Source organism: Haladaptatus rarus (genome assembly GCF_054177585.1).
In genome coordinates, this window is record NZ_JBPEHG010000001.1 from 107971 (window position 1) to 127993 (window position 20023).

21 protein-coding genes and 2 pseudogenes are annotated in these 20023 nt (G+C 55.2%); 12 read left to right on the top strand and 11 right to left on the bottom strand.

The annotated features are described in order from the left end of the window. The first annotated feature begins 62 nt into the window (after window positions 1–62). Window positions 63–1376 carry an aspartate aminotransferase family protein gene (locus tag ACR3FE_RS00510; RefSeq protein ID WP_458204570.1) on the top strand — a complete coding sequence of 438 codons (1314 nt, stop codon included), beginning with the start codon at window positions 63–65 and terminating at the stop codon, window positions 1374–1376. Beyond that, on the top strand, window positions 1376–2389 hold the full coding sequence (locus ACR3FE_RS00515) for an agmatinase family protein (protein WP_458204571.1): 1014 nt from the start codon (window positions 1376–1378) through the stop codon (window positions 2387–2389). The genes ACR3FE_RS00510 and ACR3FE_RS00515 overlap by 1 nt, the downstream gene beginning before the upstream one ends. A 1520-nt stretch (window positions 2390–3909) precedes the next feature. On the opposite strand, the gene ACR3FE_RS00520 is transcribed toward ACR3FE_RS00515, so the two are convergent. Beyond that, window positions 3910–4230, bottom strand: a complete 321-nt coding sequence (locus ACR3FE_RS00520) for a cupin domain-containing protein (protein WP_458204573.1) — start codon at window positions 4228–4230, stop codon at window positions 3910–3912. Window positions 4231–4479: 249 nt separating this feature from the next. Here ACR3FE_RS00520 and ACR3FE_RS00525 point away from each other — a divergent pair, with 249 nt between their 5' ends. Continuing rightward, window positions 4480–5040, top strand: coding sequence for a hypothetical protein (locus tag ACR3FE_RS00525; protein WP_458204575.1), 561 nt, complete (start codon window positions 4480–4482; stop codon window positions 5038–5040). A 110-nt stretch (window positions 5041–5150) separates the two neighbouring features. Here the strand turns inward: ACR3FE_RS00525 and ACR3FE_RS00530 are convergent, their stop codons facing one another. Next, window positions 5151–5657: an RDD family protein gene (locus ACR3FE_RS00530; RefSeq protein ID WP_458204576.1), complete on the bottom strand. Its 507-nt coding sequence runs from the start codon at window positions 5655–5657 to the stop codon at window positions 5151–5153. A 51-nt stretch (window positions 5658–5708) separates the two neighbouring features. On the opposite strand from ACR3FE_RS00530, the pseudogene ACR3FE_RS00535 reads away from it, so the two are divergent. Then, window positions 5709–5831 (top strand): annotated as a pseudogene (locus tag ACR3FE_RS00535) (GNAT family N-acetyltransferase); the annotation flags it as partial. Between the two features lie 431 nt (window positions 5832–6262). Next, window positions 6263–6619: a hypothetical protein gene (locus tag ACR3FE_RS00540; protein ID WP_458204578.1), complete on the top strand. Its 357-nt coding sequence runs from the start codon at window positions 6263–6265 to the stop codon at window positions 6617–6619. Between the two features lie 181 nt (window positions 6620–6800). Here ACR3FE_RS00540 and ACR3FE_RS00545 read toward each other — a convergent pair whose 3' ends face one another. Beyond that, on the bottom strand, window positions 6801–8078 hold the full coding sequence (locus ACR3FE_RS00545; RefSeq protein WP_458204579.1) for an RNA-guided endonuclease InsQ/TnpB family protein: 1278 nt from the start codon (window positions 8076–8078) through the stop codon (window positions 6801–6803). A 52-nt stretch (window positions 8079–8130) separates the two neighbouring features. On the opposite strand from ACR3FE_RS00545, the gene ACR3FE_RS00550 reads away from it, so the two are divergent. The 3 genes from ACR3FE_RS00550 (at window position 8131) to ACR3FE_RS00560 (ending at window position 9280) form a co-directional block, all read left to right on the top strand. Continuing rightward, window positions 8131–8268: a hypothetical protein gene (locus ACR3FE_RS00550; protein WP_458204580.1), complete on the top strand. Its 138-nt coding sequence runs from the start codon at window positions 8131–8133 to the stop codon at window positions 8266–8268. A 32-nt stretch (window positions 8269–8300) separates the two neighbouring features. Then, window positions 8301–8759, top strand: a complete 459-nt coding sequence (locus ACR3FE_RS00555; RefSeq protein ID WP_458205987.1) for a VOC family protein — start codon at window positions 8301–8303, stop codon at window positions 8757–8759. Between the two features lie 113 nt (window positions 8760–8872). Further along, window positions 8873–9280 carry a PPC domain-containing DNA-binding protein gene (locus ACR3FE_RS00560; protein ID WP_458204581.1) on the top strand — a complete coding sequence of 136 codons (408 nt, stop codon included), beginning with the start codon at window positions 8873–8875 and terminating at the stop codon, window positions 9278–9280. A gap of 67 nt (window positions 9281–9347) precedes the next feature. Here ACR3FE_RS00560 and ACR3FE_RS00565 read toward each other — a convergent pair whose 3' ends face one another. Continuing rightward, complete coding sequence (locus ACR3FE_RS00565; protein WP_458204582.1) at window positions 9348–9578, bottom strand: DUF7576 family protein; 231 nt, start codon at window positions 9576–9578, stop codon at window positions 9348–9350. 307 nt (window positions 9579–9885) lie between these two features. Here ACR3FE_RS00565 and ACR3FE_RS00570 point away from each other — a divergent pair, with 307 nt between their 5' ends. Together ACR3FE_RS00570 and ACR3FE_RS00575 are read left to right on the top strand one after the other, a co-directional pair. Beyond that, window positions 9886–10314, top strand: a complete 429-nt coding sequence (locus ACR3FE_RS00570) for a TRAM domain-containing protein (protein WP_458204584.1) — start codon at window positions 9886–9888, stop codon at window positions 10312–10314. Between the two features lie 248 nt (window positions 10315–10562). Further along, window positions 10563–10988, top strand: a complete 426-nt coding sequence (locus tag ACR3FE_RS00575; protein ID WP_458204585.1) for a dCTP deaminase/dUTPase family protein — start codon at window positions 10563–10565, stop codon at window positions 10986–10988. 368 nt (window positions 10989–11356) lie between these two features. Here ACR3FE_RS00575 and ACR3FE_RS00580 read toward each other — a convergent pair whose 3' ends face one another. The 3 genes and pseudogenes from ACR3FE_RS00580 to ACR3FE_RS00590 all read right to left on the bottom strand — a co-directional run bounded on the left by ACR3FE_RS00580 (window position 11357) and on the right by ACR3FE_RS00590 (window position 13786). Then, on the bottom strand, window positions 11357–11647 hold the full coding sequence (locus tag ACR3FE_RS00580) for a GYD domain-containing protein (protein WP_458204586.1): 291 nt from the start codon (window positions 11645–11647) through the stop codon (window positions 11357–11359). 217 nt (window positions 11648–11864) lie between these two features. Beyond that, a pseudogene (locus ACR3FE_RS00585) lies at window positions 11865–12111 on the bottom strand (zinc ribbon domain-containing protein); the annotation flags it as partial. 106 nt (window positions 12112–12217) lie between these two features. Beyond that, entirely contained in the window at window positions 12218–13786 is a 1569-nt protein-coding gene (locus tag ACR3FE_RS00590; protein WP_458204588.1) for an ArnT family glycosyltransferase, read from the bottom strand. 199 nt (window positions 13787–13985) lie between these two features. Here ACR3FE_RS00590 and ACR3FE_RS00595 point away from each other — a divergent pair, with 199 nt between their 5' ends. After that, window positions 13986–15041 carry a two-component system sensor histidine kinase NtrB gene (locus tag ACR3FE_RS00595; RefSeq protein WP_458204590.1) on the top strand — a complete coding sequence of 352 codons (1056 nt, stop codon included), beginning with the start codon at window positions 13986–13988 and terminating at the stop codon, window positions 15039–15041. A gap of 42 nt (window positions 15042–15083) precedes the next feature. On the opposite strand, the gene ACR3FE_RS00600 is transcribed toward ACR3FE_RS00595, so the two are convergent. From ACR3FE_RS00600 to ACR3FE_RS00615, 4 genes are all read right to left on the bottom strand, one after another. Then, entirely contained in the window at window positions 15084–16337 is a 1254-nt protein-coding gene (locus ACR3FE_RS00600; protein WP_458204592.1) for a DUF8073 domain-containing protein, read from the bottom strand. A 143-nt stretch (window positions 16338–16480) separates the two neighbouring features. Further along, window positions 16481–17785, bottom strand: coding sequence for a hypothetical protein (locus ACR3FE_RS00605; RefSeq protein WP_458204593.1), 1305 nt, complete (start codon window positions 17783–17785; stop codon window positions 16481–16483). 867 nt (window positions 17786–18652) lie between these two features. Continuing rightward, on the bottom strand, window positions 18653–19072 hold the full coding sequence (locus ACR3FE_RS00610; RefSeq protein ID WP_458204595.1) for an RNA-binding protein: 420 nt from the start codon (window positions 19070–19072) through the stop codon (window positions 18653–18655). A gap of 30 nt (window positions 19073–19102) precedes the next feature. Further along, window positions 19103–19291, bottom strand: a complete 189-nt coding sequence (locus ACR3FE_RS00615) for a DUF1918 domain-containing protein (protein WP_458204597.1) — start codon at window positions 19289–19291, stop codon at window positions 19103–19105. Window positions 19292–19450: 159 nt separating this feature from the next. Here ACR3FE_RS00615 and ACR3FE_RS00620 point away from each other — a divergent pair, with 159 nt between their 5' ends. Further along, window positions 19451–20017 carry an NUDIX hydrolase gene (locus tag ACR3FE_RS00620; protein ID WP_458204598.1) on the top strand — a complete coding sequence of 189 codons (567 nt, stop codon included), beginning with the start codon at window positions 19451–19453 and terminating at the stop codon, window positions 20015–20017. Window positions 20018–20023 lie beyond the last annotated feature (6 nt).

Consider the following 20023-nt stretch of genomic DNA (forward strand, 5'->3'; position numbering starts at 1 on the left):
TTTTTATATTTGGTTTTGGATTCTTTATCCGGTGGCAAACACTTGCCAGCATGGGCAGAACAATGTCAAACGAAGCAACTCCCCTCACGAACCAACAACTCCAATCACAGTATAGCCAGTATGTCATGCCGATCTGGAAGCAGTTAGACGTTCCAATCCGACATGCTTCTGATTGCATTATTGAGGATTTCAATGGAGACGAGTACCTCGATGTGTTCTCGGGGATTGCCGTGACAAACACGGGCCACCGGAACGAAGCGGTGGTCGAGGCCGCGAAAGAACAACTCGATGAACTCGTTCATAGCTGTTCGTACGTTCATCCGAACAAGCCCGTCGCGGAACTCGCGGAACGACTCGCTGAAGTCACACCCGGCGACCTCCAGAAAACATTTTTCTGCAATTCCGGAACCGAGGCGATTGAGGGTGCTATTAAACTCGCCCGAAAGTACACTGGCTCAAAGGAAATCATTGCTCTCGAGAAGTCGTTTCACGGACGAACCCTGGGGAGTCTCGCATTAACTGGAAATTCAGCATACAAAAACGGCATGGCACCGACTGTTAACGACGTTGCTCATGCCCAGGCTCCAGACTCCTATCGATGCCCGCGATGCGATGGTAAGTGTACCGCCGATTGCGCGGAGAACATCGAACAGGTAATTAAGGCACACACCGCCGACGATATTGCTGCCATCGTTGTCGAACCTGTGATGGGAGAAGGCGGCATCATCGTCCCACCGGAGGGATGGCTGAAACGCGTCAAAGAAATTGCTCACGACCATGATGCACTTTTTATTGTAGATGAGGTACAGGCCGGTTACGGCCGAACAGGTGAGATGTGGGCATCCGATTACTTCGATGTCGTTCCAGATATCATCACACAGGCGAAAGGTATCGCAAGTGGCCTTCCTCTCGGGGCCTTCACTGCCTCCGCTGAAGTCGCGAATGCGTTCGATCCCGGGGATCACCTCTCAACGTTCGGAGGAAATCCGGTCGCGTGTGCGGCAGCCATTGCAACCATTGACCAACTTCAGAACGGGATTATCGCGAATGCACGGGAACAGGGAATTTGGTTGGCAAAAAGGCTTGCGGAACTGGAGTCACGATTCGACGCTGTTGGTGACGTTCGCGGTCTCGGACTGATGCAAGGTGTCGAACTCGTCAACCCCGGCGAAATTGGCCCAATACGAGTTGCCCCTGCACCCGACTCAGACCTCGCGAAGTCGGTAGGTAAGCATCTTCGCGAGCAGGGAATCGTCATGGGCGTTGGTGGATACTACAAGAACGTCATGCGATTCCAACCACCCCTTACGATTACTCGAGAGAAGCTAGAACAGGCCGTGAATGCGCTCGAAACCGCAGTTGAGGTGAAATCATAATGTCGCAGTATAACCGTCCAAGATCAGCAGAAGCGTTTCGCAAACAGTACCCCGGTTCCAGTGTCGAACTCGCATACGCGGGCATCAACACATTCCTCAAATCTGAACAACGAGACGTCGAGGATTTAGAGGACGTTGACGTTGGCGTTCTTGGTGTTCCGTATGATGGCGCTGTGAGCAACCGCCCGGGCGCCCGCTATGGACCTGAGGCGATTCGACGAGCCAGTGCATGGTGGGCGTACCTCTCCGGATATAAAGGAGGCCTCACGAACATGCAAACTGGGAAGCAGGTCGATTTTGGCCAGCTCTCAGTTGCCGACTGTGGCGACACGCCCATCTTCCCCATGGATCGAAAGAAGACAGCAGAGAGTATCACAGCCCACATCGCCACGATGGCCGAACAGGTGTTCCCAGTGATGCTGGGCGGTGATCACTACTGTACGTTTCCCGCCTTCCGCGGCTTCGCCGAAGGGAATTCCCACGATACGGTTGGTCTCGTTCAAATAGACGCACACACAGATACTGTGAAAGAAAGTGCCGTCTTCGGTGAACACTTCCATGGTTCAAGCACGAATCTCATCGCCAAATCAAACCATACAGATTTTGAGCACGTTAGTCAAGTTGGCATTCGGGGATATGAATCACCTGAATTCTTCGAATTCGCAGATGAGACCGGACTTAACCTCTTTACAGCACACGACATCCGGGAACAAGGAATCCATGATGTGGTTTCCAATGCGATTGAAGCCGCGGCGGCAGAGACCGACGCAGTATACGTAACCTTCGATATAGACGCCGTTGACCCAAGCGCCGCTCCTGGAACCGGAACACCGATTCCCGGTGGCCTAACTTCGGATCAGGCACTAGCCACGATGGAGGTGCTCGGTGGACACGATGCAGTCGGTGCGGTCGACTTGATGGAAGTCGCCCCACGATATGATATCTCCGAGGGGACGGGTCGACTCGGTGCATATTTACTCATCACACTTCTCGAACGCCAATTCGCAGAATAAGTATATAAGTAGATGAGACACGAGTCTGCGACCGATCAGCCCTGTGGAACCACTGACGAGGATCTGCATAGTATAGTCCGGTAGAACGTGACCTGGATGATTGAGTCTTTGGTTGGTTTCTCGAAATTTCTGTGCGCTTTACCAACGTTTCTGCCCGCCATCCTCGTCCGACTGGTATCATGCGACGCGCCTTCCTGACCACCTGCTTGCTGATCATCGAGTCCCCTGGTCGTACATTTCTGAAACAGCATCCCGAAATCCAGCATCCGGATCTCCGGGAACGTAGGTTGTGGACGGGTGACATCCTCCCCGCCATGAGATGGGTACTACAGAAAGACAGCAGAAGTGGTATCAGTGGAGATGGTTCGAGAACACCGGAGCGACTGAACGGGAAGGAGGCGAGTTCGATTCACCCACTGGTTGCCCGACCCGTAGACCGGTCGCTGCTTGCTATCTGGTGGGACTCGACACCGCGGGTCTGTCTCTTTCGCTGCTGTTTCTCCCTCTGGAAACCAACGTACGCGATGTACCACTGGACAGGAGTGATCAGAATACCAAGAGCGATGAGGAGACTGACGATCACGACTGCTCGTTGCCAGGTCAGAAGACGTTCGTTGTTCTGGGTTGCTGAGGCCATTGTCTGTTCCCTCTTCGGTGCGTCTCACACAACAGGCTCTCCTCCCCCAACCTGGTTGCGTAGCGAGCACTAGTGTCCCCCCACGTCCCGAATCCTGTTAACTATTGCTAATAATCATGTGGAACGATTCCATCCTGATAATCATATTCACAGGGGAGGCAACGCGATTCCGTGCCCTGATGTGTGCGGAGAGGAAGCCGACAACCACTGCATCGAAATGGAACCAGGCTAAAAGCCCGTCTTACGGTATTCAGCGGGTGACTGGGTGAACGGTGGGTTTCTCGCGTCGCCCGGGGCTGTCAGCCGGAACGTCCCCCCGTGCCGGTCCGAATCGGCAGACCGGCGCATCAAAATCGGAGAAACACTGGCACGATGCGATGACATGAGCCGTGGACTCGGCAAAGAAGGTTTGACTGCATTTCTCCCCAGAAAAGCGCCATTTATTCCGATGTCCGTTCAGAACTCTCTTTCTCCACTGCCCCTCATGCTGCGTTATCACTTCGACATCAGCGCCCTCGGGAATGTCTGGCTCGAAGGCACCGTCGGGAACGTCATCGATGCTCACGTTCGACTAAGTGACGATAGAAGTGCGAAAGGGAGAGGGGAGGGGAAAACCCCATAGAGGTACTCTCACAACCCGGTTGTGACGACACCAAAGCCGGTGTGAGGATGTCAGAGGTGTTCGTACGCTGGATCGAGATTGTGAGAGCCCATTCCAACCATGAGTCTGGACCATAAAACGCGTTCCGGAGGCACAAAATCTGATTTTAGTAATCGACAAGCTGCACAGACATGCGTCGTTCATCTACAAAGATATAAAGCGAGTAGCTTCGGGGGTGGCCCGAGGCCAGATCCCATCTCCACGTGTCGAAGGTAGTTACTCCTACGGCGCACCAGCAAGGACGAACAACGACTCGGTGTCACCGTTTTGGATTTGACGGGTCGCTTCCGGTGGTACCCGGAGCGCGTCACCACTTTCCATCGCCACGTCCTCGCCATCGACCGTCACCGTCGCTTGCCCGTCGACCAGGAAGTATACCTCCTCGTGTTCGCGATCGACGTGTGCGTGTTCTTTCCCCGTCCAGCCTGGTTCACATTCGAGCACCGAGATTCCGAGTTGCTCGCAGCCGAGCGGCTCTCGGAGGAAGTGCAATCCGTCGCCGACTGCCTCGACGTCCTGATAGTTGACTTTCGTCTGGGACATACGCAGGGATGTAGCATCGCAGACGGTAAAATCACCGTGGCCTCAGCGAGGACGTGGCAAACCACATCTACAGACCTCCTAGCGAAGTCACCAAGCAGACCGAACTGCGATCCAGAGTTCGAGCATCAGTCGAAGTGTCGTGCATCGAATCCATTCGACGAAAAATCGGATCGTACTCGGCGTAGCACGACTCTCATTCCCTGAGAGTCGACGCACTCCTTGATGATTACAGGATGTGTTGTAACACGTATGAGCACCTACGTGGACGCCGGATCACGCACCGACTCTCGGAGCGGGCGCGCCATCCCGGCACACGGCCCTCTCGATGCTGTCCTCGGGTTCGTCCTGTTCTACATCGTCGTCGACCGAGCGACGCCAACCATCGTGGACGTGATGACAGAGGTGCTCCCGAATGTCTCGCCGTCGCTCGTCGGACTGGGACTGGCGAGCGTACTCTGGTTCATCCTCGTGGTGACCGTCATCGACCAGATCCGTCGCCAACTCGCAGCGCTCGGCGTGGGCACGCACAGTGCCGTCAGCCTAACAGAGACTCGTACCACGCTCACCGAGGCGCAAGCACTCTTGTACCTCGCACTGGCGCTCGTCGGCAGTATCGTCGCTGTGTGGACGTTCGACCCCGCGATGGAGACGACAGTGTCGATGATCCGTATCGTCGCGACCATCGACGTAGTGGCGTTCGTTCCCGCGGACTTCGTCGTGATGGCCATCTTCTTCGTCTCCTTCGGGGTGACGACCCGCGCCCTCGACAGATTGCTGATCGGAGGTATCAGGGCGATGCTGGCCGATTGACTGTGACGCCATTATCGGCGTAGCTTTTCATATCGACAGCCATCGTTGGCACGCTTTTGAACCCTGGAACCTCCGATTTTTGATTCCCGAGAGCCGCCACCCTTTTTAAATCACCCTTTCGGAGGGACGTACTCGACATCTTCCGGGACGCGCTCTTGGTCGGGAACCTGGACGACGATGGTCGAAGACAGCTTGTTGAACAGGCGTACGTACTCGTCTTCCATGGCGATCCAGCCGATCAGCACGTCGAGCGGCAGAAAGAACGCCTTTCCGAAACTCTCGATGGCCGCCGTGACGTAGTCGATCTCGTCACCGTGTTCGTCGGTAACGGCGATGTTCATGACCATCTTGCCAGCCGATTGGCCGTGATAGCCTTCGAGCGCGGTCCAGTAGAACCAGAGGCCCAACCCATTGACCCCTAGGAACGGCGTCGTCATGGTGAGCCCGCCGGTGAGCAGTGAAAAGAGTCCCGCGACTTGGCCGAATGCCGAGAGGACCGCGCCAACGATGAGGACGTCGATCAACCACGCAAAGAAACGGTTGTCCCAGGATGCGAGATGTATCTGCTTCTTCCCTGTCGAACCTCTCGAACCGGCGTCTGGCTCGTCGATATCCATACGTCGATGTTCTCACGTCTGCCACTTGATAGTTCGTGTACGGAGGCTTACAACGAAGACGCGATGTCGTTCCTCCACAGCCATGGATGGGATACCGAGACCATTCGGAAGGATCACTATACGGTCGACGATCAACTCGTTGATGAAGTGATGATGGCCTACCGGCTTGATTGACGGCTATCTCATGACAGTTGGCAGGTACAGTTTTTTGACACTGAACGGATATCGCTTAATCGAGCTTCGAAGGCGCTTTGTTCGTGACGTGCGGACCAATGACGGTCGTAACACGCGGTATCACAGTAAGTTTGGTTTCGGTTGGTACACAGAAGGCTGATTATTGTTAGTATCGAGGAACGACAGGGCGGCGAGGGTTGGCCACACGTCGTGGTGATGGCGCCAGACGCGTGTATGTGTGTCAGTTGTGAACCCTCACCGCATGTTAATAATTCCCATGCAAATATATATTTTATGGCTGTCTATATTAAATACAAAATCTGACGATAGCAAGGTCATGGTCTGCTTTCGAGAGCGGGTTTCATCGGATCATTGTGTGGAACTGCCAAGCGAACGTTAACAAACACGCCGCACGTAGCAGTTGAAACGAGATGACACGGACGCTCACGCTCCCGAATGGAGACGACGTGACCGAGGGCGACCTTATCCTCTACAACGGCTACCCGTACCGTCTCAGATTCGTCGACGACGAGCGGTTCGAGTTCGAACTCTCGCCGCTCTACTGGGGAAACAGCGGGATGGACATTCCATTCGAAGATCGAGATGCACTCGTCGACCAGTGGGAAGCCGACTCACGAGGTACCCTGACGAACACCGAGTGGAAGCAGTGGCTGCGGGAAGCACGCCAGAATCCACAGATCGCCGACGAAGAACTCGACGCAATCGCCCGTGAACTACCGACGACCAATAGTTGGTTCGACCGCCTTCGGCAGGCACTTCGGCGCTGATGCACAGAGGCCCTAAGTACCGCTTCTCCGTCGAATCGGCGCAGCCTTCGACGCCGAATCGCATCTCTTCTCGGGTCAGTATCGACTCGAAGCGATTTTCTGCGTGCTTCCGTGACGTCACCGTATGGATGACATCCTCCCCGGCGTTCACGCCGGGGTTTCCTCGCGCTGGGGGTATCGCTTACCGACCCACGGAGGCAACTTGCGGGTTCGTATGCTCCTCGTTGAGATGGAGAGAGCGTGATGACTCCAACCATTCGTGGTTGTCCCACTTGAGGCATACAGGTCGTGCCATCGACCGTGTTACCGTCGTCTGCCGTCTCAAGAACGATTCACTTGCCACGAGGTCAGCGTGGCCTTCAAACCCACACGAACACGTCAGCGTGTCCTGATACCGAACTGTATCTGTGATTGACCCACAGTTCGGACATGTCTGACTCGTCCACGCCTCAGACCGGGCTTCAACCGACATACCGTATTCCTCGGCGGTACACGCCAGTCGTTTCACAAACGCTCTGAACGCCCAGAAGTTGTGCGTCTTTTCGTTCGTCCGAACTGACCAGTGTGTCTCCAACACGTCAGTTAAATCGCCCACGTACACCGTGGCAACACCTTCGTCGTACAGGCGTTCGATGAGGTTGCGGACGAGCGTGTCTTGCGCGTGGTCACGTCGCTTGGTGCGCCGGTTGTACAGGCGTCGAATGCGGTGACTACTGTATCGACCTTCCTCCAACAGTGATTGGAGTCGGGCGATTTCACGTGTGGTTTCGCGGAATCTCTTGAACAGATCGCGTCCTTCGTACAAGTATTGCTGACCGGTCGTGGTTGTGCAGACGACGAGATTGTTCGCACCAATATCCAGAGCGGCTTCTTCCGAAGCCAATGGTTGTGCCAGTCGAGAATCATCGACGGTGACTGGCTGAAAGGCCCTGAAAGATTGTGCTTGCTCGTCGTAAAACAACTCCAACCGACCCTGCTTCTCGTATTCCTTCCAGTGAGGGTCTCCGCGAACTTCGAGCCGGAGGCGTTCGCGGTATCCCAACCCGTACTCGTCTTTCAGGTCTTTGCCGACGAGGATTTCGAGTCGGGAGTATTCGCCCCACTCGACGGAGTACGAGGTGTTGCGAATGTACGTGCGGAGTTCTCGACCGTTTTCTGAATTGCCCCAGAAACCGGGTTTGCCGTTGGCTTCGCCCTTCTTCTTGAGGCTGAAAAACGACTTCCACGCCTCGCGGTTCTTTCGCTCGATTTGCTGAACTGTGGAAGCACCGAGAACACCACTATATCGACCGCGATACTCGCTGACTTCCCATACGTCCCCGTCGGGGTCGGCGTAGTTCTTACGGCGCTCGTAGTTGATTTCGTTCCAGAGAGCAGCAGAAGCGTCCAACAGGCGGCGAAGTAACTCCTCGTCCTTGTCGGACTGGGGAACCACCTCGAATGTGTTGACTCGCTTCATCGGCTACTGGTTGTACCGAACACACATAATTGTGGGGTTAGTGTGTTATAATATGGTCGAAGTCCGAATCGAGTTTGATGACGAGGAACAGTACGGGCGGTTGAAGGCGTTGAAGAAGCACCGTGGGTTGACATGGAAAGGGTTGCTCCTCGAAGGCGAGAAGAAGGTCAGGGAGGATACCCCAGAGTAAGCGTCGAACGTGGTTGTGAAGTAGAGTGTCGGATTCACGCCCGCCCTAAAGGGCGGGACTCTCTCCTTGATTCAGGTAGCCTCCGCGCACACCACTTTGGCGTGACTGTGACAGAACTTGACCGGGCCGTCGAGTTCTATCGAGATGTCCTCGGTCTTGCAGTCATCGATCGATTCACTGTCAAAGGAGAATCGTTCGCGAAGGGCGTCGGTGTCGAAGGGGCAACCGGCAGATTTGCACACCTGGACGCCGGGAGTGCACGGGTCGAACTCGTCGAATACGACCCCGAAGGAACAGACCAGCCATCGGCTACAGTCAACCAGCCTGGGGCGAAACACCTCGGGTTAGAAGTCGATGACATCGATGCGTTCTACGAGTCATTGCCTGCAGACGTCGAGACGCTGAGCGATCCACAGACAACCGAGAGCGGGTCTCGCATCGTATTCGTTCGTGATCCTGAGGGCAACCTCATCGAGATCATCCAACCGTAACCGTCGTTCATCGACTGCCACCAGTGGTGGAATCGCTTTTTCGGCCGCTTGCGAGCACGTCACGCCAGCGGGAATACTATGGACGAAGCGAACGAAGAGAAGGCTGGAGAACTATGGATTACGTAGATGAAGGCGACAAGTGCATCGTCAGGCTCGACCCGGGAGAACGAGTGCTCGATTCCCTGGACGAACTCCGAGACACCGCATCTATCGAGAACGGCTTTTTCATGGGTATCGGAGCCGTCGACGAGGTTACGCTCGGACATTACGATGTCGAGCAACAACAGTACAAAGAAGAGACGTTCGAAGGGGAGTTCGAGGTGACCAATTTTACCGGGAATATCGGCCCGGACAAGATTCATGCGCACATCCAAGTCGGCAAGCGTAATTTCGAATCACTCGGCGGCCACTGTAGTGGTGCCCGCGTCTCGGGCACTTTCGAGGTCATCGTGCTTCAGGGTGAGACGCCGCTGTCTCATCGACTCGACGACCGGACTGGACTCGACGTGTTCGACCTCTGAACCGCTGGTGACCAGACCTCGAGAACGAAATTCTCGAACGGACAACCCACTCCCATCCAATACGTCGCTATTTGAACCCAGACAAACACTCGGCATCGCACAACGCAAATTCTTCAACGAGAGGATCTGCATCCGCTGCCATTCGCCTCACAGAGACGTATTTGTGACGTCGATTCAATCTCACCTCTGAACCACAATGAGCGCACGTCTCCGTCTTTTGCTCGAGTACTATTCGGGTAGAAATCTGTTCGATTCGTCGTTCTTCTCCCGGCTTTTCTTGTGGTGATACGGCCTTCATTATCTGAACGAGTGTGTGTATCCTGTATGAAGCGTGTGACTACGGCACATTTTGCCACGGGTAGCGCTCTCACATCGAAATCACACATCTCTTGACGGGGAACGGCGGTCTCATCGACGCATTTGAGAAGACGCTCCAGACCGTCATCATCAGTTACTCTCCAACGATGTCTCCTGTGTGGACCCACTGCCGATGGCTATAATTCTCGTTCACCATACTGGAGACCAATATCGCCGACCGTTCTGTATCGGATAATCGGTAGACACAAGCACGTGGCAATATTGTCATAAAGAGAGGAACCAGACGAATGGAAATCCCTGACGAGTTACTCTGCGTTTTTAATGCCACGGTGGAAGAACAGGACGGCTCCTATCATATCACGGTGCCTGAACGGGAGATTGCGGATGGCGATGTCGAACGTGGTGGTGTCTACCGCATCGCGCTGGTCGGGTCTGAATCGCGGTCGACGGACGGAGCGAAACCTGAAGCTAACTCTGAACCGGAACCTGAACGAACCCAGCATCGACCTGCGCCGCCTGTCGAAGAAGGAGACCAGCGCACAGTTGAAATCGAAGATATCGGCGAGCAAGGCGATGGAATCGCCCGTGTCGAACGCGGCTACGTGATCATCGTCCCCGATACGGAGAAACACGACCGGGTGACCATCGAAATCACCGACGTCGCAGCGAACGTTGCCTTTGCGAAGGTCATCGAGCGAAAGCCATATTACGAGTAGGCGTCAGGGAGCGTGCGCTCTCAGTCGCAGTTTTTCTCAGAGACATCCTCACCCCTTCGAACGACGATATTCGCTCGCTATTCAACGACAGTCATTGGAACTCGAGTGAGGATGGGAGCTTCAAGAGTGAGGATGGGAGCTTCAAGAGTGAGGATGGGAGCTTCAAGAGTGAGGATGGGAGCTTCAAGAACGACTTAATGAAGCGGCCCTGAACGCTTTTCCCGCGGTCGGCCATACATCCGATACCGATGTCAACAGTCGAAACGCTCGCAGAACGTGTGGAAGGCATCGTCCACGAAACAACCCAGATCGGCGATCGAGGCGTCGATCTCACAGTGACCGAGGTATACGATGTGACTGGGCCAGGTCGCGTCGACTTTGGTGACGGGGAACTCGAAGCGGCGAACACGTCACCCCACGAACGGGTCTGGCGCAACGAAGACGACGACTACCAATGGTGGGAACTCGACGCTGGTCAGTACCTCATCGAGTACAACGAATCGCTGATGGGAAACGGGGGAGCGATTCTCCAACCTCGGGATGCAATAATTGAGCGAGGGGCATCCCACCCCACGTTGGTCGTCAGCGAGCTACCGCGAGTTGCCCTCTCTGTTCCCGACAGTGGATTTCGGGTGAAAGAGAACGCCAGGCTTTCGACACTTCTTCCTCGTTAGTAGGGTGGTGACAGGCACCGAAGATTTCACGACCCTCACAGATACTGAAGAGTGGGTACCCGCGACTTTAGGCGCGAGAGGAAGCACGTACGCTTGGCTCCAGTCTTAGGACACCTTTGAGTATCTGAAGTGTGGGTATCAGAACCATGCGGACTACAATGCGTCGAAAGTCATCGGATTTAGACTCCTTGATAAGCAAACATCTGGCGAAGGAGGCGCACCTGTAGGCGTGCGCTTGAACACCGGGATAGTGAGCGCGAGCGGTGTCATAACCGCACCAGATGTGGTTAGAGCGGGAGTCCATGGTGAATGCCACGGCCTTTAAGCCGTAGTAGCTTACTGACGCTACGACAAGTGGTGAGGGGGTCCTATTCAAAGTCGTTAACAAGTTCTCCCAACCGTCCAACCGGGATTGCACGCATCGTTCGTGTATCTAATCCGTGGCGTTGAATGGCCATCGCTATCTGCGCGACGGCGTCCTCGTCGTCAGCCTCGAACGTGATTTGGAAGTCGTAGTTGCCGATGAGGAGATAACTATCAAGCAGTTCACCACCGAACGATTCGATATCGTCGGTAATCTCTCCCCAGATAACGCCTAACTCTTGGGGGTTCTGGAATCGTTGTTCGTTCACGTCTGCTAAAATTGTATATGTCGTCATCCAGTGGAATTCGCCGTTAGTTGGTATAGGAATTTCGTATAGTTAGGGGATACATCTGCGTGAGTTGAAATCATCGCACTCGATAGAACGAGCAAAGACAGGAATGAAAATCCCGAAATTTTTGGATGCCCTGTCTCCACTGTAAACCACCTCGGGACGTGACCCCGAGGCACTCGCCCTGTTCCATCTGTAGACGAGATCTGTGAACTACCCCACCCTACTCGCTCACGGCTGACGCCGTTCGCTCCTTGAGGGTAGGGCTTCCTGCTTCCACGACGCGCTTTGCAGATACAGGTGTATTCACAAAGAGCGCAGTCTCCACAGGCGTTGATTTAGAAGTGTCCCACGCCTACATCTTCGAGACCGCGAGAAAGGATGTTTCACGCCGCGTTCGCATCCCTATCCGCATCAAATCCACACGACGGGCACGAATGTTCACGAACCCATAGCTGTTTGACCGTTGAGGACGTAAACCGCCAGCGATGCTGGCAACATTATCGCAGCGTCTCTCGGAGATTATTCTCTGCCAATACGTCGTATGTTTTTTGTCGCCATTGGGTGCCAGTTCATTCACTGCCCCTCTGCCACCCGGAAAATCATCACGCCCCGATTTTCGAAGACGAGCGTGTACTGTTTCGACGCAATAAGCGACCGACGCATTTGCGGTGACTGGGTATGGTCGTCTCGCCGTATCGTATAGTGTTCTTTCGGGACGTACACATACTCCGGATGCAGTCTCGCTTCCCCGAGTGATCGTGTGAGACACTCGGCGGTCGTGCACGCTGATGTCGAGTCGTACAACTCTTTGTGGTATTCGAACTGCGCGTTGCCTTTCCACTCGACGCCCCACGGGCTGATGAGATTCGTTCGATCCGTAACGAATGGGAATAGTTCTGCGGCGTCACCAACCACCACGAATCGCGCAGAGGGAGCGGTTTGCTGTTTGACCCACTCCATCGCGTGCCGATCTTGGTTATCCATGTACGGCGCCGGAAGCATACGTTCCGTCTGCACACCAGATTCGAAATCGGTCGTCGTCAGCACGCCGAGTCCGACGACCGACCCAACGAGCAAGAAGACCACGAACAGAGATACAATCTGTTGTTGGGTATCGTCTTCAAGCCGAGCTCGTATCGGCGGAAGACCGACGTCCAAGAGGAATACCGCCGCTGCCATCGCACCGGCTACGTAGAGAAGCCGATCTTGGACGAAAAAGTACCCCGTCGATAGCAACCAGACGGGCAGGAAGAACCGCCGTCGAACGCCAAGAGACAGAACACCGGCGAGAGAGAGAAGATAGAATGGCCATTGAGACTGTGAGAAGAACGGAGAGACGAACGATTCGTAAAGGCGTGAGAGGCCACCGCCGAGACCGTCATGTGTTCCCGCTGCCGCCGTGAAGATCGTCGGCCCATGCATCGAGACGATCTGCCACCACCAAGGTGCAGCTAACACGAGTCCGCCGATCGCAACCACTGCACCGTATCCGAACCCTCGGCGTGATCGGTCGAAGAAACCGAACATGAGGAGATAGGTGAGCCCGAAAAACGTTGCATACACTGGATGGGTGAGGACTGTAAGGGTGAATAGAGCAACCGACGGAAGCAACCACCGTCGGTCACCGGTTTTGAACAGACGAATACCGGTATAGAATCCAGTCAAGACGAACAGAAACGCCGCTGCCCGAACGATGCCGCCTGCAGCGAGATGCCACTTGAGCACCACTGGTGTTAGTGCAAGGAGAATCGTGGCAACACCGGCATGCGATGGTGATTCGAGGAACTCATTTGCGATGTAGTAGTAGGGAACCAGATACACGATAGTGAAAAGTCCCGGCAGATATCGTGTGAGCGAGATCGGATCGACACCGAAGCCATCGGTGAGTGCAGCGATCAGATAGAATATCAGTGGGGGATACGCGAACGGAATCCCATCGGCGGTGTAATGTGGAATCGTCCTCGGCAGCTGATACCCCTGTTCGCTGATTTGCTCGGCGATCGCGAGATATAGCCCTGCGCCATGTACTGGGTAGGAATAGATGGTGAGATACGACAGATACACTCCCCCGGCAACGCCCAGGGCAACCGTGAGCCACGCTCGGTCACTGTCAGCAAGTGACCCATCGCTACTGAAGAACACACGGACGTATGCCTTGAGAGAGGTCATCAGTGTTGAGTGCACCAACATCCTCCCACGATATCAGTCGTGGGATTTTGCCACAATCGAAGAACCTGCAACCGGGGATGTCTGGCCTTGCTAAGTGTATATGACATTCCCCCATGAGCGGTTTATTATGGTGCCCCACGAGTTTATCACTTCTCATTAGCAACAAATTTCTATGAGAGAAGCGTTAGACGCCCCGCCCCAGCGGCGGCAAGCGTTCGATGCGCTCGCAGAGGCGTCCGCAGACGGCATCGTCATGCTTGACGATGAAAGCGTCATTCGGTACGCCAATCCCGCCGTCGAGCGCATCCTTGGATACTCGCCCGAGGAACTCGTCGATTCACCGACAATGAAGATCATCCCCGAGCGGTTGCGACAGGCACATGCCGATGCCTTCCACCGCTACCTCGAAACGGGCGAGAAACACCTCGATTGGACGTATGTCGAATTGCCAGGGCACCACAAAGAGGGCGATGAAGTACCGCTGGCGATCTCATTTAGCGAGTTCACGCACGATGGAGACCACTATTTCGTGGGGACGCTTCGAGACATCTCGACCCGCAAGCAAGCCGAACAGGAACGCGAACAGCAGAACGAGCGCCTTGAACGGTTTGCGAGTATGCTCGCCCACGAACTCCGAAATCCATTGTATGTGGCCCAACTCTATCTCGATTTCATCGATAGCGAGGACAAAGATGAGATAGCAGCCATCGACCAGATAGACGATGCTCTCGAACGAATAGACGAGATTATCGAGGTATTGTTAGTATTAGCTCGAGGCGAGGATGAAGTGGGCCACCGGGAGACTATTGAACTGCGGAGCGTTGTCACAACCGCCTGGGCTGCGATAGAAACTGACGACGCAAACCTCGAGGTGACGAGTTCACAGCAGTTGTCTGCGAATCCATCGCATCTCCAGCAGGTAGTTGAGAATCTGTTTCGAAATGCGGTCGAGCATAGCGATGGGACAGTCACGGTGCGGGTTGGAGCGCTCGAGAGTGGCTTCTACGTCGAAGATACGGGCCAAGGAATTCCCAAACCCGAGCGCAAAAAGGTGGTGGAAGCGGGGTACACCACAGACGACAATGGGATTGGGTTGGGTCTAACGTTCGTGAGCGAACTCGTAGACGCTTACGGATGGGATTACGATATTACGGACAGCGACGAAGGCGGTGCACGATTCGAGTTCACGGATGTTGAGACCGTCACTAAAGGGACGGACAGGAACTGAAGCGGTGTCCGGTAGCATCGACCATCGGCCGAGGTTCATCCATTACGAATCCACCGCTTGACTGAGCCGTCTGTAAATCTCTTGTTGACTCGCATCACGATTTTCTATGGTCGTGGCACGACCAACGTCGAGGTCGAGTAGATTTAAATCCGAGAGAAGCTTGCGGGCCTTGTCACGACCGATCCGAAGCTGCTGTTGGACTTCGAATAGCGTTTGTGCCTCTAAGATTGCGTCGCGCACGTCTTCGATCGAGAGATGACTGGGTAGTTCGACACCTGCTGGTATCGGCAAATCGTCCATATTAGCCATTGTCGGCACATCAGTATCAACTGTATCTGCGCTTTTTTGATCTGGACTGTCAGTATGGTCACCTGCTTCGGTTCCGGTCTCACCCTCGCGCACTGACTGTCCATCGTTATCTGTCCCATCGGACGACTCCTCGGACGTCTCGTCTGTCTGTTCCGCCGTCTCACCAGTTGATTCGTCACTCTTCTCGCTGCCCTCCTTCGCCTTCTCCACGTTGTCCTCGTCGTGGCCGTCAGCATCGTGTGGCACATCGCTTTGTTTTCTTGGAGAGTCCGTATCTTCCTGTGGCGTGGTCACCTCTTCGTCGCTGTCCGAATCTGTCGTCTGTTGACTCTCCGGGTCGTGGATACCTTGCTTGATCATGTGATATCGAACCGTCTGCGATGTGACATCCGTATCGAGCGCATCTGTCATCTCCGCAAACGTCGAATATTGGTCGTACACCGCTTGAAGACGCTCTGGATCGCGGTGGGCAGGCACACTGGCTGAATCTGTCGTCGACTCTTCGTCGACGTCCGAAACTTCGGCGGAAGTTGTATCGGCATCGTCTACCTCCATCGCAGCATCGGCTTCCTCCTCGGTCGCATCACTACTGTCGGGTATTTCGGGTTGGTCACTAACACCGTCTCCGGTCCGGTTCTGAGCAGGTGTGTCAGGCATAGGGGGCACCGACATCGGTTCCGTCGCACACGCGACGACAGTGGTCGCATCCGGTGGATCGACATCCATCGCAAATGGCTCACCAGCCTCGGTGCCGTCAGTGGCCAGCGTCTCCCCATCTTCACCGACATCTTCCTGTCTCGTGCTACCTTCCTCGGCCTGCGTCGTACTTTCTAACGGGATGTTCACGGTAAGACGCACTCGGAGTTGGTCGTCGTTCAGCAAGCTCCGCTGGTCTTCATCAGTCGTAACCTCGTGTACCGTGACACCTGCCGATTCGAGGATATCGACGGCTGACGCGAGCTCTTGGAGGGCTGTAGAGAGTGTCATTGTTCCCCATCTCGTTCTCGAACGATGAAATCTAGTCAATTCGAAGAAATAAGCTTTCTGGATGTGAAATGGTAAAATACAGACAATATATTCTGTGCCTTAATAGATTTTCTGTACAGGAAGTTCTGATTGGTTAAAGATTCTCAGTCGGACGAATCCGTGTCTGTGTGCGTGTCACCATCGTCATTTTCGGCAAGCGCAGTCCATACCGATTCCCGAAATGACCGATTCGCTCCGACGACTGTCTGGAGTGACTCTAGCTCTGATTCGAGCGCAGCGATCCTGTCACCCATCGACTCGTGATGATCTCGGAGCGTCGCCACGGTCGGTTCGACGTCGTTTATCTGTTCGTCGAGGCGGTCGACCGTTTCCGGTACTGCTTCGAACTCATCGACCCGTTCCGTTACCGACTGCAGACGGGTCGTGACTGACGAGAGATCCGTCTGTAGCGTGTTGAGGGTCGCTCGTGTTTCCTCGAGTTCGGCTACCATTTCCTGTGCATCACCAGTCTCATCGAGAAACGATTCGAGGGCAGTCGTGTAGGCTTCGAGATCGTTGACGGTCGTCTCCACGTGTCGAAGCCGGGCGACGACGCTCCCGTTCATCGATGGGTCATCATCGCCATTATTGCGGAAGTGGTCGGCCAGAACGCTACGTTCATGTGCTGTCAGATTCCCCGCTTCGAGTTCGGCTACGAGGGCAGCCACCAGGTCGCGTGATTCACTGTCGAAGTCGGATTCCACCGAAGTAGCCTCCTGTTCGGCCGATGTGTCGGTTGACGCCACCGTCTCACCCTCTGTCCGCTCGGAATCGGTCGTCGACTCTGTCGTTGCCACCTGTTCTGCGTCTTCCATCAAGAACGAACGGTCTGGGGACTGTTTATCGGTCGATACCTGTGCCGTAGAATCATCTGACGATGTCTCCACTGGCCCATCTCCCAAAACGGTGTCCACCGGCGAATCAGTCAAAATCGAATCACCTGCTGTGTTCATCTCGCTCGCTGGCTCGGCTGTCGACGCCGAAGGAGCCTCCACCGGCTCGTCACTCAAGATTGTGTCTTCGGTGACATCGTCGGCGACGTCTTCGTCGAACGCAACGTCGACTTCGGGGTTGCCGACGAACCGTCGAAGTTCGGTCTTATCAGTCTCGTTGATGGCGTACAGTGTTTCGACGCTGTCCGTCGCCGAAACGGATGTCTCGAAGACCACGGTTCCGTCGTCGGAATGCCAGTGGTCACGATCGTCGGGATGAAACCCGATACGCTCAGTTTCGAACCCTGTTGGCAGGCGGTCGGTCACCTGGACTGTTATCGGCTCTTCATGTGTGGAGTCGGTGACGATGGCGACAACCCCGATACCATCATCGCTGATGCTGAGTGACTTCTCGACCGTGACGCCGGTCGTGTACGATTCGAACTGCTTGATCTGCGTTGTATCGGTTGGAACCATGATTCACTATCAATGTCTCTGAGGTAGATGGCGGTCATCCGTGTCTGTGGGCGGTAGGCGAGTCGATTCCGTTATTCTCGTCCATCTTTTCTTCACCGTTTGCAGTTGCGTGACAAGTACTGTATTGGTTTTTATTATATATCTTACTACTAGAAAGTAATAGCTGTGTACACACTGGTATGACTCATTATATACCGTCTCTGTCCCCGTTTAGGTCACTATTTGGTCGACTTCTTGTTCTGGCCACTCTTCCCACCTCCCGTCTACGAGACGCCACAGAGCTTTCTCGCTCATTTCGCGGGGCTCGAACTGACACCATTCGTGACTGCGGAGTTAGTTCCCCTTGGAATCGCTGTCGGCGTCTGGATCATCGAGGGAAACCGGGGCTGTCCACACGTCACCGACTGTGGTTCACGTCCAGGGAACGAACCGTGGAGAAACAGTGATCCTACTCTCGAAACTGGGGAAATGCGATCGTACCGCTCTCATAACAAACGCATCTGATACGAAGATATCGATTCGGTTCACTCGAACCGCAGGCTATCACGCTTGCATCCAAGAGCAAAAAACGAGTGAGACGCCCGCTGGCTGCTTCTCAGTGTGCAGTGAAACCGTCGATTACGTTACCGCAGTCCGGGCACGAAACGAGTTCGGTGCCGGTGCTCTTGTGTCCAATTTGGTCGCCATTGCGAGTCGTCTGCGACTGACCACCACGACGGAGGTCAGAATTACAGTAAGGGCACTCTTGCATGGTACTCACCCACGCGATGCGTGGTAACGTCTGTCACCACTCTGGTGGATGTGATAAACTTTGTGCCACCCTAACCGTTCGTGTCGGACAGTAAGCAGAGATTGCGGGATGGGTCGTCAGGCCAGCGCGTCGCGGGCGTTTTCGACCGCAGCGTCCTTCTTCGCGGGGTACGCCTCGACTTTCGCCCGGAGGGTGATTCCCTGTCCGAGTTCGACCACGCCACGATATGCGGCCTGTTTGTCGAGTGAGACGAAAAACGAGCAGTTGTCGTCAACGCGCTCGTCTAACTCGTCACGTACCTGTTCGATGTCGGGGAGTTCACGGAGCTTACCGAGGACGTACCGCATCTCGTCTGCGGTCTCCACTCGCGCCGAGAGGACGAGGATGCGGTCGCCGTGGTGGCCCTCGCTCTGCATGCGCTCGACTTCGAACTCGTCGGGGAGGTAGGTTCGAAGCGCCTCCTCGACGCGCTGGTCGTCTTCGGTGTCGTAGCAGAACGTCCGCAGGTCGATGTAATGGAACGGAACGCTGGCCATAGCTGGAATTGGTGTGGGGAGAACGAAACGTTATTCTTCGTCTTCGACGGCTTCGAGCGAATCCTCGGGGAGGCCGGTTTCCTGTCCGTCTTCGAAACTGACGGTGTAGGTGGCGTCGCCGAACATGTTCTCCATCACCTGCGTGACGGTTCCCTCTTCGCCATCGTACTCGCTGTGCTGGTCGTGCAGTATGACCGTGTCGTCTTCGTCGAAGCTCATATCGGCGGATAGCCCGTCCGCTCGTAAAAACCGTCCGATTCCAGATGTCGGCGACCGAAGGCTTATTTCGACTGCCGAAGTAGCCTGACACATGATCTGTACTTTACGCACGCGCCGGTTCTCGGTCGTCTTCACAGCCATCTCCCCGCCATCTCCACGATGACGCTCGATGATCTCTGGTTTCTCGCCACCCAGGCAGAACAACACGCCGAGCAGGCCTATCATCGGCTGACGGACGCCTACTCACAATTCCTGGAGTTCACGCGCACGTACGAGGTCTCCCGATATCGGTTCCGAACGCTCGCAGAACGAGTCTCCGAAACGGGCGCACCGTACGGCGCACACACTCTCGTCTACCGACCCTCCGGTGAGATACTCCTCGTCTGGCACGACGGCGTCGATATGTGGGTGCTTCCCGGTGGCGGCATCCACGGCGGGGAAACGTTCCGAGAGGCTGCCGAGCGAGAACTCCGTGAAGAAGCCGGCATCGAAGCCGAGTACGACGGCCTTGCCATCGCCACACGTACGTCGATCAAGAGTGGTAATTATTCCACGTGGGGTGTTCTACCGGTGTTCGAAGCGCGGGCCGAGACGACGACACCGACGGTGGACGACCCGGACGGCGAGATAACTGACGCGAAGTGGGTCACCGAGCTGCCGGACAACACCCGCGATCGAGAACAACTGCTGGCGTGGCAGGACGACCGTTTCAGTTCCCGAACGTGATCCTCT